The organism is Gimesia algae (assembly GCF_007746795.1).
GTDB classification, from domain to species: domain Bacteria; phylum Planctomycetota; class Planctomycetia; order Planctomycetales; family Planctomycetaceae; genus Gimesia; species Gimesia algae.
The window spans coordinates 1581113-1598760 of record NZ_CP036343.1 but is presented as its reverse complement, the minus strand read 5'-3'; the positions used below and the strand labels follow the sequence as shown (position 1 = coordinate 1598760).

Annotated in this window: 14 protein-coding genes; 7 read left to right on the top strand and 7 right to left on the bottom strand. The window is 53.6% G+C overall.

What is annotated here, in order from left to right:
* Positions 1-200: 200 nt before the first annotated feature.
* A complete protein-coding gene (locus Pan161_RS05920) occupies positions 201-851 on the bottom strand; it encodes a hypothetical protein (protein ID WP_145224964.1) in 651 nt (216 codons plus the stop codon).
* 427 nt (positions 852-1278) lie between these two features.
* Between Pan161_RS05920 and Pan161_RS05915 the strand changes: the two genes are divergently transcribed.
* Positions 1279-2781: a ComEC/Rec2 family competence protein gene (locus Pan161_RS05915; protein WP_145224962.1), complete on the top strand. Its 1503-nt coding sequence runs from the start codon at positions 1279-1281 to the stop codon at positions 2779-2781.
* A gap of 210 nt (positions 2782-2991) precedes the next feature.
* On the opposite strand, the gene Pan161_RS05910 is transcribed toward Pan161_RS05915, so the two are convergent.
* The 4 genes from Pan161_RS05910 to Pan161_RS05890 all read right to left on the bottom strand — a co-directional run bounded on the left by Pan161_RS05910 (position 2992) and on the right by Pan161_RS05890 (position 7631).
* Positions 2992-3819 carry a DNA-methyltransferase gene (locus tag Pan161_RS05910; RefSeq protein ID WP_145224960.1) on the bottom strand — a complete coding sequence of 276 codons (828 nt, stop codon included), beginning with the start codon at positions 3817-3819 and terminating at the stop codon, positions 2992-2994.
* 370 nt (positions 3820-4189) lie between these two features.
* Positions 4190-4573, bottom strand: coding sequence for a hypothetical protein (locus Pan161_RS05905; protein ID WP_145224958.1), 384 nt, complete (start codon positions 4571-4573; stop codon positions 4190-4192).
* 421 nt (positions 4574-4994) lie between these two features.
* Positions 4995-6371: a histidinol dehydrogenase gene (hisD, locus tag Pan161_RS05895; protein WP_145224953.1), complete on the bottom strand. Its 1377-nt coding sequence runs from the start codon at positions 6369-6371 to the stop codon at positions 4995-4997.
* 18 nt (positions 6372-6389) lie between these two features.
* A complete protein-coding gene (locus Pan161_RS05890) occupies positions 6390-7631 on the bottom strand; it encodes a serine hydroxymethyltransferase (RefSeq protein ID WP_145224951.1) in 1242 nt (413 codons plus the stop codon).
* A gap of 262 nt (positions 7632-7893) precedes the next feature.
* On the opposite strand from Pan161_RS05890, the gene Pan161_RS05885 reads away from it, so the two are divergent.
* The 5 genes from Pan161_RS05885 to Pan161_RS05865 all read left to right on the top strand — a co-directional run bounded on the left by Pan161_RS05885 (position 7894) and on the right by Pan161_RS05865 (position 14381).
* Positions 7894-9168 (top strand): tetratricopeptide repeat protein, encoded by a 1275-nt coding sequence (locus tag Pan161_RS05885; RefSeq protein ID WP_145224949.1) that lies wholly within the window; start codon positions 7894-7896, stop codon positions 9166-9168.
* Positions 9169-9395: 227 nt separating this feature from the next.
* On the top strand, positions 9396-10574 hold the full coding sequence (dgoD, locus tag Pan161_RS05880) for a galactonate dehydratase (RefSeq protein WP_145224947.1): 1179 nt from the start codon (positions 9396-9398) through the stop codon (positions 10572-10574).
* Positions 10575-10635: 61 nt separating this feature from the next.
* Positions 10636-12036: an alkaline ceramidase gene (locus Pan161_RS05875; RefSeq protein WP_145224945.1), complete on the top strand. Its 1401-nt coding sequence runs from the start codon at positions 10636-10638 to the stop codon at positions 12034-12036.
* A gap of 44 nt (positions 12037-12080) precedes the next feature.
* Positions 12081-12992, top strand: coding sequence for a dihydrodipicolinate synthase family protein (locus Pan161_RS05870; protein WP_145224943.1), 912 nt, complete (start codon positions 12081-12083; stop codon positions 12990-12992).
* A gap of 27 nt (positions 12993-13019) precedes the next feature.
* Complete coding sequence (locus Pan161_RS05865) at positions 13020-14381, top strand: MFS transporter (protein ID WP_197995717.1); 1362 nt, start codon at positions 13020-13022, stop codon at positions 14379-14381.
* 73 nt (positions 14382-14454) lie between these two features.
* Here Pan161_RS05865 and Pan161_RS30415 read toward each other — a convergent pair whose 3' ends face one another.
* Together Pan161_RS30415 and Pan161_RS05860 are read right to left on the bottom strand one after the other, a co-directional pair.
* Entirely contained in the window at positions 14455-14625 is a 171-nt protein-coding gene (locus Pan161_RS30415; RefSeq protein ID WP_197995716.1) for a hypothetical protein, read from the bottom strand.
* 39 nt (positions 14626-14664) lie between these two features.
* Positions 14665-15429: a PIG-L deacetylase family protein gene (locus tag Pan161_RS05860; protein ID WP_145224938.1), complete on the bottom strand. Its 765-nt coding sequence runs from the start codon at positions 15427-15429 to the stop codon at positions 14665-14667.
* Positions 15430-15743: 314 nt separating this feature from the next.
* On the opposite strand from Pan161_RS05860, the gene nagB reads away from it, so the two are divergent.
* On the top strand, positions 15744-17642 hold the full coding sequence (gene nagB, locus Pan161_RS05855) for a glucosamine-6-phosphate deaminase (protein ID WP_145224936.1): 1899 nt from the start codon (positions 15744-15746) through the stop codon (positions 17640-17642).
* Positions 17643-17648: the final 6 nt, after the last annotated feature.

Sequence of the window (17648 nt, the reverse complement as noted above, 5' to 3'; positions counted from 1 at the left end):
GGCCACCCGGAGAAAATTGTCAGGTTCTTTTTTTTCTACCACGAAAAACACGAAATGACACGAACGTTTCTGGCGGGTGAGATCAGAAACCAGGGGTGCTCCCGGATGGAATCCGGGACGAGCGAAGCGAGCAGGAGGTCTCAGCTGCCGGTGACGAACGTTGTGGGGAGAGAGCGATCTTCCTGCAGAAGCAAGTCAGGTCAGTTGTTTCTTTGTTGATCGATTTCCCTGCGACCTCCTATTGCCTGCGGCAATACCAGATTATATCCGGTACCACCGGGTGAGCATGCATGGGGCTCGTCCTCTGCGGTTAGTTCACGGGATTCCTGTTCCACAAAAATATGATCCCCGCGAATTCGGCACACGTAGCTGCTACCGGCATTCACAATCGCATTAAACAGGGCATATTTTTCATAAGCACGGTCCAAAATATAGCAACGATCTTTTTCCAGTACTCTGGTCAGTACGGATTTTTCATTGCCATCTTTGAGGCCGGTGGCATCCGTCAGGTCCATGCGCACGGGAATTCCTTTCAGTATTTCAAAATGAGTGTATAGCTGCCAGCCTTTATACTGGCGGGTTGAAAAACAGGCTTGAGTGATCTGTGGCAGTGTTTTGAGGAACGTACCATCCACGGCAGTCAGCTTCTGAGCCAGATCCTGGAGTCGCCGATCCTGAGGCTCTTGGGTAGGTAGCTTTTCAGTCAATTCGCCTACAATTTCCCGCAGTACCTCAGGATCAAAGACCCGAACTGCTTCGGAAAGTGATCCCAGAGAAGACCGCAGGCAGTCCAAATTTCGCTGAACTTTTTTGAGCTCACTGGCCTGCTGCAACTCACGTAAAGAGGTCACGATTGGATTGAGCAGGTACAGTAACTGCAGTGCACAAATATCGTGCCGAACAGTATTGGGCTTGTCCGACAATGAAAATGAATAACGGTCCTGCCCCTGGTTCCTGCTTCCTGATGTGAGTACTACGTGTTTTGAGACTCACCTATTTGATGATGTGAGGCTTTAGATTCGCGCACTGTTCGACAAGCGAACGGGGCCACACGCCGACAAACAGGTTTCTATATCGTACGCGCTTAATTACGAGTTAACTGTACGAAGGTATGTTTTTCGTTGACGAATGATAATAATATGAAACAATATATACTATCTTGTTCATGTTGCTGAGATCTCAGCTATCATTCGTTTACTGAGTGTTTCTGCTAATTTGGTTGATCTGCTTTTCTCAGTAATAATTTAAGTTCAAACCTTTCTATCAGGGAGTCACGTCATGACACTAATCCGATATGCAAAGGGACCGGTCATTTATCTATATGATAAAGACAACTTACGGACGAAGAAAAAGCAACTACTTTGGGGAGACTGGTTACGGATCGGAGATCCGATCAATGATGACTGGTCTGAAATACGCTGGGGCCGTGATGAGTTTGCGATCCGCAACAGAGATTTTCAGGAGGAACGGCTCTTGGAAATGATCTTTCTGGATGTTGGCCAGGGGGATGGCTGTATTCTGACGATGCCACAGGTTGGAAGTAGAGAGAAGATCGTGATCATCGATGCTGGTGTGGGATCGAATATGAACGGTTATCTCAAATACCGTTTTAAAGATTTCAAGAAGAAGTTCAAATTTCACGCTGCCATCGCGACGCACCCTGATACTGATCATTATAAAGGGTTTCAGCCCATCTTTGATAACGAACAGATCTCATTTGAGCATGTGTATCATAACGGCATCATGGAGAGGACCGGCAGTGATCCATTGGGGCCGGTGAAAAAAGGGTTTCTAACAGACATTCGTCCCACGAATGCATCTGCGCGGAGACTATATTCCCGAGTTGCAGTGCGGGGCGGAATGCAGTATCCCAAACTGATGTGGACTGCACTATCAAGTGATCGATTTGACGATGTTTCGATGCTGTCTACCGAACATGGTCAGGATGAGGATGGCAGTACTTGGATGCCCGGCTTTGCTCCTTCAAATCAGGCGGACCTGACGATTGAGGTGTTGGGGCCTGTTGTAGAGCGGAGCCCTGATGGGCAAAAAGGGCTGCGGACGTTTGGATCAAACATCAACTCCCGCTCAATGAATAAAGGAAAAACGAAAAACGGTCATTCGGTATTGCTTCGGTTGCAGTATCGGGATTTTTCGATTCTATTTGGAGGAGATCTGAATTCTCCAGCTGAACATTTTCTGATGCGTCACTATGGGAACGATGGTCAGGCCCCGACGACGCTGGCGGACACTAAACGGATGATCGAGAAATCACGGTCCCGGTTTGCCGTCGATCTGATGAAGTGCTGTCATCATGGTTCTTCGGATGTAACGGATGAATTTCTGGAAGCCACTGCGCCGGCCGCCTATGTAGTATCCTCGGGAGATAACGAGAGCCACGTTCACCCGCGGCCTGATTTGTTGGGTCTGCTGGGAAAGAAAGGACGCGGCTTCCGTCCGCTGGTACTGTGTACCGAGATATTGCGTTCGACGCGTGAGAAGGAAGATCCGAAGCTACGACTTAAGCTGGACCGACTTGTAAAGAAGATTCAAAAGGAGACTAATCCGGTACTTAAGTCGCAGCTTTTGAAAGAACGTGCCAAAATTCTGGACGAACTGTTCAAACGCAATGTGGGCGTCTACGGCGCCATCAATTTACGGACGGACGGTCATAAAGCCGTGATTGCATTTCGCAAAGAAAAGCCTGGATTGAGTCGCTGGTTTTTCTACGAACTGGAAAAAGACGCCGATGGTGTTTTTCAAGTCAAAGACGTTGGATGACATTATTCAGCCGAGACCGAGGTGAAATCGATAGAAAGCAGACAAGTATGAAAAGTGGCTTTTGTTCGATGATAGGATGCACTGATTTCTTTATGCTTTAGCTCACCTAGATCTATCTAGGAATTAAAACGAAGAGAAATTCGAGATTCTTAACGCGGGTGACTGTCCCCCATTTCCGCAGCGGATATATCGAGATGTATTGTCAAAATTTTACTGCTTCTGAAACTTGAGCAGTTCACCCCGCTGGGCGGCTTCGATTCTTCTTGCGGCAATTTCGCAGTACTGCTCTGATGCCTCGAAGCCGATGGCATAGCGTCCCTCTAGAACCGAGGCGACCAAAGTTGTTCCTGATCCGCAGAACGGATCGAAGGCCAGGCCGCCAGATGGAACACACTGTACCAGCTTTTGCATCAGTGGCGTGGGCTTGCCTGTCATGTGATGTTTGTCTGTCTGCTTTACACCGATTGAATATGAGCCTGCAAACGGTCCCCGATCGGTCAGTCGGGGTACGATTCCTTTTGTGCCCCAGGGGATAAATTCACACTGGTGCCGAAAGTATCCCTTGTGTGGTGCTCGTGCAGAACCTCCCTTGTCCCAACTGATCAACCCTTTATAACAGAAACCGCCTGCCTGGATTGCATCAATCATTGTCGCCAACTGTCTCCAGTCGATGAAAACCAGACAGTATGCTGAGTCTTTACAGGCGTTGAATGCCTGGCTGATCCAAAGTGAGCACCAATATTTGAATGATCTTTGATCTCGGAAGTCGCCGCCAAAGGAAGGACGGCCGAGGGTTTTACCACTCTGGCAATATTTTTTAGAGGGATCAGCCATTACAGCACAGCCTGCTGCACCTGAGCAATACGGAGGATCTGTGATCAAGGCATCAATTGCATTAGCTGGGAGCTTGCTGCTTAGTTCAAGTGTATCACCTTGATAAATGGCAATTTCTTTAGATTCAAAAAAAGGCTTCCCCAGATTTTTCTTAGCCGCTTCATATTGTTTGTTCTTTCTGCGGTTCGATTGTTTTCGAGCCATTAGCTTCTGTTCTCCATGTGTTGAAATCTAACTTGTGGCTTCGATTTTAGATCGTTTGTCGGGTGGCACTGTCGGCTTGTCCGACAGTGAATGTGTTGTGATGCTCTCAGTTCTTCCGCTTCTCTAATATGGGTACCATTACTTGGTGAGAAGGTGTTAAAGTCTTTCTTCCAGCAGGTGGTCTCTCTCATCATTTTTTATCTGAATTGGGAGTGTTTTCTGATCACTGTTGTCAAGCCAACAGTGCCACCCGATGGTTGGGTACTCATACACCACTACTTCTCAATCTTCACCTCCCCTTCCCCGTGCCGATTCTTATGATTCCTTTCTGTTTCTCTGCTGGTCTGATTTGGTGGGCTGGTGGGGTTGGTTATCTGTAGAGGCCCAGGAGTTTGTCCAGGCGTTCGCGGGCTTGGAGTTGTTCGCGGGTGCCTGTATTGGGGTCCGCGATGATGTTCTGGTAGAAGTTTACTGAATCGGCGAAGAGTTGTTCGGTCCGTTTTTCTTCCAGGATCATCAGCAGTTCGAGGCAGGCGGCGGTTTGTTGGCTGCTGTCACGGGCTGCGATTTCACGGCGGGCTTTCTGGATGTAACGTTCGATGGAGCGTGGCTTGAGGCCGGTTTCGGCGGCGCACTCGGTTTTGATGTCACAAACGCGCGCGTTCAACTCCAGCTGGAGCATGATCATATTGATGAGTTGGGTCCGTTGTTCGAGGCTCAGACGCTGGCGGGTTTTAAGAAGGGAGTCGGTCATGAGTTTCATTCCTCTCTGTAATTTCTGGTCGGGTGATCGCGTGCCGTGCCTGCCCGGGGGTGTCAAGGATCTTCGCGAAGGGCGCGCTCGGGTCAAGGGGCATCTGAAGAAAACGAGTGGTCGATATGAGTCGATACCGGGGCGATCTGAGGCGGGCGCCGGTCGGTCCCGGGGCGAGGGTCTGCGAAGTGCGGCGACCCGCAGGCATACAGCGCGAACTACTGCCGTTTGTGCCGGTAAATTCCGGCGATTTTCACTATGGATTCCAGTGAAGATCGGGAACCTGTGTCGCGTGTTTCAGTGCTCTGTAAACTGGGCACGCGCGCGACCCAAAACAACGCTTATCTCGATTGGCACGCCGCGGTCAAGTGCATTCTATGCAGTGGGAGTGCGGAAATGTGTCGCTACTGGTGCGGGACGTTCAGTCCTCGAGGCGGATGGTGACGCTGGCGGCGTGGGCGGTGAGGCCTTCCTTTTCGGCGAGCAGCGTGATGCCGGGCGCGTCGTTTTTGAGTCCCTGCTGGTTGTAGTAGATGACCGAGGACCGTTTGAGGAAATCAATTGCACACAGGCCATTGGCGAAGCGGGCGGTGCCTCCGGTGGGGAGGACGTGAGACGGGCCGGCGTAGTAGTCACCTGTGGCGACCGGAGTATAGTGGCCCATGAAGATCGCGCCGGCGTTCTGGATTTTGGCGAGCTGCTGATCGGGGTTGGCGGTCGAGATGTGCAGATGCTCGGGAGCCAGCAGATCGGTATAGCGGGCGGCTTCGTCTTCGTCACGGGTGAGAATCAACGCGCCGTAGTCGAGCAGACTCTGACGGGCGAGATCGCCGCGGGGGAGTTCATTAAGCTGGCTGATGAGTGCGTCGCGGACGGCTTCGATCAGTGGCGCGTGCCAGGTGATGAGGACGCCGGAACCGGGGCTGTGTTCGGCCTGCGAGATCAGGTCGCTGGCGATGAACGCGGGGTTGGCGGTTTCGTCGGCGAGTACGATGACTTCACTGGGACCGGCGATGCTGTCGATGTCGACTTCGCCGAAGACGTGACGCTTGGCGAGGGCGACGAACAGATTACCGGGGCCAACAATTTTATCGACGCGTTCGATGCCTTCGACGCCGTACGCGAGGGCGGCGACGGCCTGGGCGCCGCCGACACGGTAGATTTCGGTGATGCCCAGTTCCTGACAGGCGGCGAGGATGTCGGTGTTGTAGCCCCCGAAATCGGTGGGGGGGACAACGACGACGATCTCTTTGACGCCGGCGGTCTGTGCGGGAATCGCGGTCATCAGCAGTGTGGAAGGATACGCGGCGGCACCGCCGGGAATGCAGACGCCGACCCGTTTCAATGGGAGATAACGCTGGCGGAGTTCGACGCGGGACTCCCCTGCTTCGCGGAGGACTTTGACGTCGTCGGGCAGCAGAGCGGACTGGAACTCGATGATGTTCTCGCGGATGCGACGCAGCGTGGCGAGGTACTCGGGATCGGCCTTGGCGTGGGCTTCTTTGAGTTCCTCAGCCGAGACGCGCATGGTCTCGGGGGTGAGCTGCTTGCGGTCGAGCTTTTCCGAGTAATCAAGCAGCGCGGCGCGACCTTTGTCACGGACATCGTTGCAGATGCGTTCGACGACCTCCTGCGGAGACAGGGGTGCGCCGAAGAGTTCGATCGTACGTTGACGGCCGGCTTCCGAGACGACATTGCCGCGCGGGCTGAGCTTTTCGCGGAGTTCGCTGAAGAGCGCGGTGGCGTCGTCGCGGGTGCAGTCGATGGTGGTGATGTCGAGTTCGCTGTGCTGTGTCATGAGTCGGGTATCAGTCTGTTACGCGATGCCGGGCACGGGATAGCTCTGTGCGAATTCCGCGATTTCCCCTTTGACGGTTTCGATGTTGGCTTCGTCTTCGGGAGCACCGAGGACTTTGAGGATCCAGGCACCGACCTTTTTCATTTCGTCTTCTTTCATGCCCCGGGTGGTGAGGGCGGCGGTTCCGATGCGGATGCCGCTGGGATCGAGCGGTTTGCGCTGATCGTAGGGGATCATGTTTTTGTTGACGGTGATGCCGGCCTTGTCCAGTGCTTCTTCGGCGATTTTACCGGAGAGGTCGATCGCGGTAACATCACAGAGCATGAGATGGTTGTCAGTTCCGCCGGACGCGAGTTTGATGCCGCCTGCCATCAGGGTCTCGGCGAGGGCTCTCGCATTGGCGACGATCTGTCGGGCGTAGGCTTTGAAGTCGTCGGTATTGGCTTCCTGGAAGCAGATCGCTTTACCGGCGATGACGTGTTCGAGGGGACCGCCTTGAATGCCGGGGAAGACTTCGCGGTTGAGGTCTTTGGCGTATTTCTTTTTCATGAGAACGAAGCCGGACCGGGGGCCACGCAGGGTTTTGTGAGTGGTGGAGGTGACGAAGTCGGCGACTTCGACGGGGTTGTTGTGTACGCCGCCTGCGACGAGGCCGGAATAGTGTGCCATATCGACCATGAGGACCGCGCCAACTTCGGCGGCGATTTCGGCGAACTTGGGGTGATCGATTTCACGCGGGTAAGCGGAAGCCCCGGCGATGATCATTTTGGGTTTGTGTTCGCGGGCGAGTTTGGCGACCTGGTCGTAGTCGATCTGGTGATTGTCTTCACGCACGCCGTAGGGGACGGGATTGTAGAGGGTTCCCGAGAAGTTCAATTTCATGCCGTGAGTGAGGTGACCGCCGTGCGCGAGGTCCATGGCGAGGAAGGTGTCGCCTGGTTTCAGCACGGTGAAGTAGACGGCCATGTTGGCCTGGGAACCGGAGTGCGGCTGGACGTTGGCGTATTCGGCTCCGAAGAGGCTGCAGGCACGATCGCGGGCGAGGTTCTCGACGACGTCGACGTATTCGCATCCGCCGTAATAGCGACGACCGGGGAGGCCTTCGGCGTATTTGTTCGTGAGGATCGAGCCGGCCGCTTCCATAATGGCGGCGCTGGTGTAATTTTCAGAGGCGATCAGCTCCAGGCCATTCTTCTGGCGCTGGGCTTCAGACTGAATACATTTCCAGATTTCGGGATCACACGACTCGAGCACGGACATTCCAATCAACTCCCATGGATATATGGTCAAATTTGGGGGGTACAAACGGTACCTTCAGCAGGAAAAAACTTATTTTGCTCCCTTATAATGAAGGATTGCCCTGAAAGCTACCCAACGGATTCCCGTATCATTATCCTCGGAGAAAGTTTACTGCTGGTATACCGTCAGTTTACGGCTGTGGGGGTATGATATTTTTGCAACTGGCATTTGATAACCCCCTTTTTACTCGATATTTCTGAATTAATGCATTATTACTTGATCTATGTCTGAGACTGACGAAGAACAACCTGATCAACTGCTGCAAGGTTCCCCTGCTCTGCAGGGAGAACGCGTGGTGTTTACGGGCACGCTCGCTTCGATGACACATCAGAAGGCGGGCGAGTTCGTCGAGCAGCATGGGGGGCAGGCCGCTCAACATGTGAGCCGCCAGACGACGCTGCTGGTAGTGGGCGAAGAGGGGTGGCCGCTGGAAGCGGACGGATCGCCTTCGGTGAATCTGACGCATGCCCAGGAGCTGATTGCCGAGGGAGTGACGATTCAGATCATTAAGGAATCGGACTGGCTGGCGCTGATTGAACTCCGCGAGCCGGGCGTGAATGTGGATCAGCTCTACACGCCGGCGATGCTGACGCAGATGCTGGATGTGCCCGTGGGGACGATTCGCCGCTGGGAACGCCAGGGACTGATCAAGCCGGCGCGGAAGATTTTTCGTCTGCCCTACTTTTCCTTTCAGGAAGTGGCGAGTGTTCGGCGGTTGTCTCAATTGCTGGAATCGGGAGTGAATCCGCGGGAGCTGGAAAGCAGCCTGCAGCACCTGGGGAAATTCTTCAACGAGATCGACGCACCACTGTCGCAGCTGACTTTGCTGGCGCAGGATGCACAACTGCTGTTAAAAGATGAGCGGGGTCTGATCGATCCGCGACAGGGGCAGCGGGTGTTCGACTTTGGAACCGCAGAGACTGCCGAGACCGAAGTGCCTGAGCTGGCGGACGAGGAAACGTTCGAGGGAACAATTGAGTTCACGGAACATCTGAAACCAGCAGAACCGGTGGAGCGGAGTGCGGACGAATGGTTCGATGAAGGCTGCCAGCTGCTGGATGCCGGCGAAGCGAAGCCGGCGATCGAAGCATTTCGCCTGGCGCTGTTGGGGCAACCCGATATGCCCGAAGCGCATCTGCATCTGGCTGAGGCGCTGTATCTTAAGGGAAATACCGAAGGGGCGCTGGAGCGCTATTACGCGGCGGTGGAATGGGATCACGATTACATCGAAGCGTGGACGCAACTGGGTTGCCTGCATAACGAGCTCGGCGATCCGGAAGCAGCGCTGCAGGCGTTTGAGATCGCTTTGCAGGTTCACCCCGATTATCCGGATGCGCATCTGCATAAAGCGGAAGTGCTGCATCAACTGAATCGGGTTGAGGAAGCGGTTCCTCACTGGAAGATCTACCTGGACTTCGATGAGATGGGCCCGTGGGCAGACCTCGCGCGACAGCGACTGCAGGAATACGACGACGGCGAAGATCTGCAGTTCCCGTAACGGATGAACTGCTGAGTGAGCGGCAGGATTTGGCGGCAGTGAATGTCTGGCACTGTTTCGTTCAGAGAAAAAGTCTGTACGTCTGATATTCATCTATTGCCCGCTGCGCCCCTCCTTACAATTGTTACTCAGTTCTTTGGCATAATTGCTTGCTTCCAAAATGCTTTCGGGTTATGTTGTTATTTTGACGCCAAAATAAAACCCTGGAAGACTGGAACCAATTCCCGATGAAAATAGAACGCATCGAAACTCTGGTGTGTTATGCCCGGATGCGAAACTGGGTGTTTGTCAAAGTAATCACCGATCAGCCCGGCCTGTATGGTTGGGGAGAAGCGACGCTGGAGTGGCATACGCGGGGCGTCGCGGGGACGATTGAAGATCTTTCCCAGTTGTTAATCGGCGAAGATCCGCGGCGGGTCGAATATCTGTGGCAGATGATGTGGCGTCAGCATTTCTGGCATGGGAGCGGCGTGACGCGATCGACGGCGATTGCGGGAATTGACCTGGCGTTGTGGGACATTCTGGGGAAAGTTCATGGAGTGCCCTGCCATCAGTTGTGGGGCGGACCGGTTCGCGATTACATCCGGTTGTATTGTCACCTGGGTGGCGGGAACATGGAGTCGTTCTACCAGACTTCGACCGACAATGCGGCTCAATTTGCAGATCTGGCGCAGGCAGCGGTCGCCGATGGGTTTTCGGCGTTCAAATCGATGGCGGTTCCGCCGACGATGCCGATCGAGGGATTGAAACCGATCAAAGCAGCCGAAGACTGTGTGGCGGCGATGCGGGATGCGGTGGGTGATGACGTGGATATTATGGTGGACTGTCATGCCCGTCCTTCACCGGCGATGGGACTGCAGTTTGCGAAGGCGCTGGATCCTTACGGTCTGTATTTCTTCGAAGAGCCCTGCTGGCCGGAATCGATGGACAGCCTGGCGACGATCAATGCCGCGGTGACGACGCCGATTGCAACAGGCGAACGGTTGACGCATCTGGCGGCGTTTCGTGACCTGTTTGAGAAACGGGGTTGTGAAATCTGTCAGTTGGACCTGACTCACTGCGGCGGTTTTACAGAAGCACGCCGGATCGCTGCGCTGGCGGACGCGTACCGGATTTCGCTGGCACCGCATAATCCACAGGGGCCTGTCAGCACGGCTGCTTCGCTGGAATTTGGATTCTCGCAGCCAAGCTATATCATATGTGAATCGGTTCACGACGATGTACCTTGGAGACAGGATGTGGTGGAAGAGGGTTTTGTGATCGATCCCAAAACGCGGACGGTCAAACCGAACCAGAAGCCCGGGTTGGGGATTTCCATCAACGAAGCGGAAGTCAAGAAGCATCCGTTTCAGCAGGAAACCGTGCAGCGCGTCTTCTATCAGGATGGCGCAGTCGGGGACTGGTAAGGCGCGGCTCACGCCTGGCTCTCTCAATATTTCAATTTTCATTCGATGAACGGAACGACTCATGAGTGAATCAACTCTACAGGCGAAAACACAGTCTGCCTTTCGGGGACGGATTGGAGTGGCGACCGTTGATATCACGCCGCCGATTGGAATTTATGCCCGCAACTGGGGGGCCGCCAAACATGATGTGGCTGACTGGATTCACCGTCGTCTGACGCTGAATGCGCTGGTTCTGAGTGAGACAAATTCCAAACGGCCACTGATATTTCTGGATGCAGATCTTGGGTGGTGGCGTTCGCTGCCCACATTTCGCCGGTTCCAGTCCAGACTGCTGGAAGAGCTGGGACTGGATGAAGCGTCGCTGATTTTCGGCGTGAGTCATACACATGCTTCGCCGCCACTGACTGACCCTGACCCGGATCTGCCCGCGAGTGCCTCACTGGCAGAGTACCTGGAGACGGTTTACCTGGCTGCAGTCAAAGTCACACGGGCCGCGATGAAGAATGCAAAGGAAGCAGTACTGGAGTGGAAAACCGGGCGCTGCGGACTGGCATCAATGCGGGACCTGCCGGATCCTGATCCGGATGCGGAGCGGATCATTTGTGGCTGGAACCCGAATGAACGGGCCGACGATACCCTGGTTGTGGGGCGGATCACGGATCTGGAGGGAGCGCTGCAGGCCGTGATTGTGAATTACGCCTGTCACCCGACGACGCTGGCCTGGGAGAATACGGCGATCTCACCCGACTATCCGGGTGCGATGCGGGACACGATCAAGGAGACATTAGAGGTACCCGCGCTGTTCATGCAAGGGGCTTCGGGAGAGCTTTCACCCCGCTATCAATATGTGGGAGATGTGGCAGTCGCAGATCGGCATGGGCGACAGTTGGCGTATGCTGTGATGGCAACGCTGGAAGATATGGAACCGCCGGGAACGTGTCTGAAATATTCGGGGGTAATGGAATCCGGGGCGCCGCTGGCGGTCTGGAAGCATGTAGTGGACAAGCCGGGGCTGAAGCTGAAGACATTACAGACACAGGTGGAAATTCCATTGAAAGACTGGCCGACTGCAGATGAACTGGAAGCGCAGCGACAGGCGTGTACGGACCGCGCATTGGAAGAACGGTTACGGCGACGCAGGAATATTCGTCGGGGAATCGGAGACGGCAAGTCGCTGGAATTACCGATCTGGGTGTGGCAGATGGGAGAGACGATTCTGATTGGCAGCCCGACGGAAGCATATTCAATTCTGCAGCGGGAACTGCGGCGACGGTATCCCGAGCGGACGATTGCCTGTCTGAATCTGATCAATGGAACGACCGGATATCTGGCATCGGCGGAACTGTATGATCTGGACTTGTACCAGGTATGGCAGACACCGTTTGAACGCGGCGGACTGGAGCAGGTCATCGAAGCGATGGCGGATGCGATCGGGCAGATCATCGAAACGAAAACGGTTTGAGTTCGCGAAAAATAATTGAATTTCCAGACGGGAAGAAGAGATAGATGGCGACATTGATTCAGGGTGTGTTACCGGTTCTGCATACGCCTCTTTGTGAGGACGAGACGATTGACGGGGACGCGTTCGCGCGGGAAATTGACTGGTGTTTCGAACGGGGCGCGGATGGTGTGTGCGGCGCGATGGTTTCAGAAGTGCTGCGACTGACCTATGAGGAACGACTGAATCTCACGCAGCTGATGGTGGAACTGACGGCGGGGCGTGGGACGGTGATTGCCAGTGTGGGAGCAGAGAGTACGCGGCAGGCGGTTGCCTTCGCGCGTCAGGCTGAGGATGCTGGTTGTGCAGCAGTGATGGCGATTCCCCCGGTGACAACTGCCCTGCCCGACGGGGCGCTGTGGGATTATTTTACGACGCTGGCAAAACAATGCAGTCTGCCGCTGGTGGTGCAAGATGCTTCGTCTTACGTCGGTCGGGCGATTTCGATCGAGTTTTATAAACGACTGCTGGATGAGTTCGGTCCGGAAAAGATTCTGTTCAAACCGGAAGCTTCGCCGATCGGCCCCAATCTGTCTGCGCTGCGGGATGCGACGGCGGGACAGGCCCGGATCTTTGATGGATCGGGGGGCATTCTGCTGGTGGATGCTTATCGGCGTGGGATCAGCGGTACGATGCCGGGCGTGGATCTGCTGGATGGCATCATGGCTTTGTGGAAGGCGCTGCAGGCGGGCGATGATGCGGCCGTCTATCGGATCTATTTTCCGATCTGTGCGATCGTGGCGCTGCAGTTGCAGGCGGGGCTGGACGGTTTTCTGGCGATTGAAAAGTATCTGCTGGTCAAGCGGGGGATTTTCAGTTCGGATCGGCGCTGTGAACCCAACGCGTGGAGTCTGGATGAAGAGACTCGAGTGGAAGTGGACCGCTTGTATGAACTGTTGATGGAATCATTAGACGAATAAGACCATGAGCCGAGAGGGACGATCTTTGTGACTGATCAGGACGAGCCGAAACTCATTTCCGAAGAAACGCCCACGCGAGCACGTTTCAAGGTGCTGACACTATTGTGCCTGGTGGCAGCGGTGGCTTATGTCAGTCGCAATGCGATTTCTGTGCCTGCGAAACTGATCCAGGAAGAACTGGATATCAGCCAGACACAGATGGGCTGGGTGATGAGTGCCTTCTTCTGGAGCTATGCCCTGTCACAGATACCGAGTGGCTGGGTGGCTCATGTCTGGGGGACGCGACGTTCGCTGACCGCGTTTGCTGTTCTGTGGTCAATTGCGACAGCATTGACGGGAATGGTGACCGGATTCGGGATGTTGATTGGCGTGCGGTTGATTTTTGGAATTTCGCAGGCGGGAATCTTTCCCTGTTGTGCGAGTACGATTTCCAGGTGGCTGCCTCATGCACGGCGGGGGCTCGCCAGTGGTCTCTTGGGAAGTTTCATGTCGATCGGCAGTGCCTTCGGAGCGTTCAGCATCGGTTTGCTGTTGCAGGGATTTCAGATTGGTGGCAACCAGATTCCGGGTCTGAACTGGCGAACGATTATGTACCTCTGTGCGGTGCCGGGAGTTGTGTGGGCGATAGTATTCTATTACTGGTTCCGCGACCGACCTGAAAAGCATCGTGGTGTGAATGCGGCAGAGCTGGAGCTCATTCGTGGTGACGAAGCCTTAACGCCAGCGGAACAGACAAAGGGCCAGGAAAAAGAAGAACATGTCGAGCCGACGCCCTGGGATCAGATCCTGACAAGTTTCTCGATGTGGATGATTTGCGGCCAGCAGTTCTTTCGGGCTGCGGGGAATATTTTTTACATGACCTGGTTTCCGGTTTATTTACAGGAGGCGCGGGGTATCAGCCTGGCCTCTTCCGGGCTCTTGACGAGTCTTCCGCTACTGACTTTTGTCGTCGGGAATTTTCTGGGAGGTATTGTTGTGGATTGGGTGCTGCAGCGTACAGGAAGCCGCCGCTGGAGCCGGCAGGGAGTTGCGATTGTAGCCATGCTGGGGTGTGGGTTTTGTACTCTGTGTGCCTACTTCGTGCAGGAGATGACGCTGGCGATGACACTGATTTCAGTCAGTATGTTTTTTGCCGGACTGGGTGGTGCCTGCGGTTACACGGTGACAATTGACAAAGGAGGTCAGCATGTGGCACCGATCTTCGGGATGATGAATATGATGGGAAACCTGGGAGCCGCCTTGCTCCCGATTATTGTGGGTGTGATGTTCGATGCCGGCTTGTATGGATTAGTCCTGGTTCTGATGGCGGGCATTTATGTAAGTGCCGCGTTATGCTGGATGCTGCTGAATCCCAACGGGACCGTGTTTGAAGAAAATCGCTCCCGGTAACAGACGAAAAAACTCTGACGAGCCAAAGCTGGTCAGAGTCGAAATGACATTCGTTATTCCAGGCAGAGCGGAACTAATTCTTCAGACTCCAGTAAATGACATACGCACCCACAATCACGGTATAGCTGAAGGTGCAAACCATTAATACGGTGAGAAATTTTCCCGCGCTGGCATCCTCGGTCGCCATCGTTTCGATTTCCGTCTCGGTATATGGCAGTTCCTGGCTGGGTTGTGGATCATTCATGTTGGTTTTCTCTATCTCTAACTGTGTGGAGTTCGAATGTTATTTCTCGAGGAGTTGCTGTAACAGGTTACTTGAAGGATACGGGTGACCGCAATGTTGGACGAAGGCTTCGCCGTAAGCAGCACCAATTATTTTGCCGCGGGCTGCTGACCAGCGCTCGGTTCCGTCGAGATATTCATCCAGACCGTGCTGTTTTCGAAGCCAGGCCCGCTGGCTTTCATGGCAGGCCAGCATTTTGATTTTCAGGTCGAATGTTTTTGAGATATCGATGATGAACTGCGGTTCGATTGGGTTCCCGAAGTAATCGCAACCTTCGATGGGATCAACATAGTACAGATGCGGGATCTTTTCCGTGGGAGGAGCGGGCTGAAACTGATGGGTGGTGTAGTTGGGGGCAGAAGCGCCAAAACAAGCATCCCGAACCAGGCGGCTGGTCATTTCGTGATCACTCATATAGTCAACCGGAGGAGCGGTGATGACGATGTCCGGACGTGCTTTACGGACGGCTTCGGTGACCCGCTGGCGGGAATCCTGATCAATCATGATAGACAGATCGCGGAACTCAAGGCACATGTAATCGGCTCCCAGCATATCGGCGGCTTTTTTCGCTTCGGCGCGGCGGACATTGGCAATTTCCACCGGTCCCATTTCCGCACTGCCACAGTCGCCGGCGGTCATGGTGGCAATCGTAATGTGGCATCCCAGACTTTTCAGCCGGGCTAACGTACCGGCACACTGGATTTCAATATCGTCAGGATGGGCGTGAATCGCGAGAATTCGTGGAGATTCTGCCTGATTTGCCATGGAAATTTCTCTCTGTACATTTAGGTCAATTTATTGATAGTGAGGTTTTCATCAGACTAGACTGTGTCCAGTTTTACTAAAGCGTCTCCCTGGGAATTGGGACCGAGTATATTAGTTCGCAAGACGCTATGGTAAAATGTGATGTGCTCTAGTTATAATAAACATTCATAAAAAAAACACGCACACCGGGGCTACTGTTCGCGTGGTTACTTTAAATTCGTGGTTTAGTCCGGTGAAATCGTTAAAAATAGAGATGTGATTCTGATGGAGAATGGTTTCCGCTTCTTTCTTGCTTTACAGGTAAAATTCGTCTGATGGCTATCGATATTTCACGTTCTGTTCATGTTACCCCCAAGTCCAAATTTGTGCGACATACGAAAGTACCTACGGTTATTTTCGAAACGTCATCTGAGCTGGCCAAATATGTGGCCGGGGTGGTGGCAGATCTGATTCGTAAGAAAAACAATGCCGGCGATCCGGCCATTCTGGGGCTGCCCACTGGTTCGACTCCGCTAGGTGTGTACCGTGAACTGATTCGCCTGCACAATGACGAGCAACTGGATTTTTCCAATGTGGTCACATTCAATCTGGATGAATACTGGCCGATGGAGCCGGATTCGATCCACAGCTATCACAAATTCATGCAGGAGAACTTTTTCGATCACGTGAATGTGAAGCCGGAGAACATTCATATTCCCCGTGGTGATATTCCCGCTGAGGGAGTGGATCTGTTCTGTGAAGAGTATGAACGAGCCATTGAGCAGTATGGTGGTTTGGATTTACAACTGTTGGGGATCGGTCGTTCGGGGCATATTGGTTTTAACGAACCGGGAAGTGCCCGGAACAGTCTGACACGCCTGGTGAACCTGGATCCTGTTACGCGGCGTGATGCTGCGAGTGGCTTTTTCGGCGAAGATAATGTACCTCATCACGCGATCACGATGGGTGTGGGCAGTATTCTGTCCGCCCGGAAAATTATCATCATGGCTCTGGGCGAGCATAAAGCACAAGTCGTCAAAAAAGCGGCTGAACTCGAAGTGACTGATGATGTTTCCGCCAGCTTTCTGCAGACCCATACCAATTCTGTATTCGTGGTTGACAGTGCAGCTGCTGCGGAGTTGACTGCGGTGAGAACTCCCTGGATTGTCGGAAATATTGAATGGACCCCGATACTGGAGAAAAAAGCCGTTATCTGGCTCTCCAGAGAGGTGGGAAAGCCATTGTTGAAGCTGGAAGAAGAAGACTTTCTGCATAATCACCTGCATCAGATGCTGCATAAATACGGTTCGGTGGCTCAGATTCGAGAGAGTGTCTTTGATTCTCTGCTGGAAGGGATTTGTACCAAACCAGCGGGCGTCGAACCTCAGCGCGTGATTGTGTTCAGTCCGCATCCTGATGACGATGTGATTTCGATGGGGGGGACTCTGATTACACTGGCCGATCAGGGGCATGAAGTTTATATCGCTTATATGACCAGTGGAAATATAGCCGTGTTCGATCATGATGCATTACGGCATATCGATTTCGTCTGTGAGTTTCATCAGCTGTTTCACGCCGATGATCGTACTGTGCTGGAACATTTACAGAACCTGAAAACAAGTATTGAAAATAAAAAAGCCGGCGACCTGGATACGGAAGAGATGCTGGGAATTAAGGGTTTGATCCGAAAAACAGAAGCAACCGCCGGTGCGGATGTCGCGGGAGTGCCTGAGGAACGCCTGCGATTTCTGGATTTACCGTTCTATCGCACGGGGCAGGTTTCCAAAAAGCCAATCGGGGAAGAAGATATTGCCATCGTGGCAGACCTGCTGCGGGAAGTGAATCCGCATCAGATTTATGTGGCCGGCGATCTGTCCGATCCGCATGGAACTCACCGGGTTTGTGCAGAAGCAGTGATTAATGCTGTGAATGTGGTTGTGGAAGAAGGAGTGGCTCCCGAGTTCTGGATGTATCGCGGGGCCTGGGAAGAGTATGAACCGCATGAAATTGAGCGGGCGGTTCCGCTGAGCCCGGAGGTGGTTCTCCGAAAACGGGAAGCCATTTTTAAGCATGAGTCACAAAAGGACAGTGCCTTCTATCCGGGGGGGGACAAACGGGAATTCTGGGTGCGGGCGGAAGATCGAACTCGAAATACAGCCCGAATTTACAATGATCTGGGACTTCCCGAATATTTTGCGATCGAAGCCTTTAAACATTATCACGGCGAGCTTTGATCCGAT

Bases quoted from the DNA above. Each gene is read 5' to 3' on its own strand.
- Pan161_RS05915 (WP_145224962.1), top strand. From the start codon at position 1,279: ATGACACTAATCCGATATGCAAAGGGACCGGTCATTTATCTATATGAT.
- Pan161_RS05910 (WP_145224960.1), bottom strand. From the start codon at position 3,819: ATGGCTCGAAAACAATCGAACCGCAGAAAGAACAAACAATATGAAGCG.
- Pan161_RS05905 (WP_145224958.1), bottom strand. From the start codon at position 4,573: ATGACCGACTCCCTTCTTAAAACCCGCCAGCGTCTGAGCCTCGAACAA.
- hisD (WP_145224953.1), bottom strand. From the start codon at position 6,371: ATGACACAGCACAGCGAACTCGACATCACCACCATCGACTGCACCCGC.
- Pan161_RS05890 (WP_145224951.1), bottom strand. From the start codon at position 7,631: ATGTCCGTGCTCGAGTCGTGTGATCCCGAAATCTGGAAATGTATTCAG.
- Pan161_RS05885 (WP_145224949.1), top strand. From the start codon at position 7,894: ATGTCTGAGACTGACGAAGAACAACCTGATCAACTGCTGCAAGGTTCC.
- dgoD (WP_145224947.1), top strand. From the start codon at position 9,396: ATGAAAATAGAACGCATCGAAACTCTGGTGTGTTATGCCCGGATGCGA.
- Pan161_RS05875 (WP_145224945.1), top strand. From the start codon at position 10,636: ATGAGTGAATCAACTCTACAGGCGAAAACACAGTCTGCCTTTCGGGGA.
- Pan161_RS05870 (WP_145224943.1), top strand. From the start codon at position 12,081: ATGGCGACATTGATTCAGGGTGTGTTACCGGTTCTGCATACGCCTCTT.
- Pan161_RS30415 (WP_197995716.1), bottom strand. From the start codon at position 14,625: ATGAATGATCCACAACCCAGCCAGGAACTGCCATATACCGAGACGGAA.
- Pan161_RS05860 (WP_145224938.1), bottom strand. From the start codon at position 15,429: ATGGCAAATCAGGCAGAATCTCCACGAATTCTCGCGATTCACGCCCAT.
- nagB (WP_145224936.1), top strand. From the start codon at position 15,744: ATGGCTATCGATATTTCACGTTCTGTTCATGTTACCCCCAAGTCCAAA.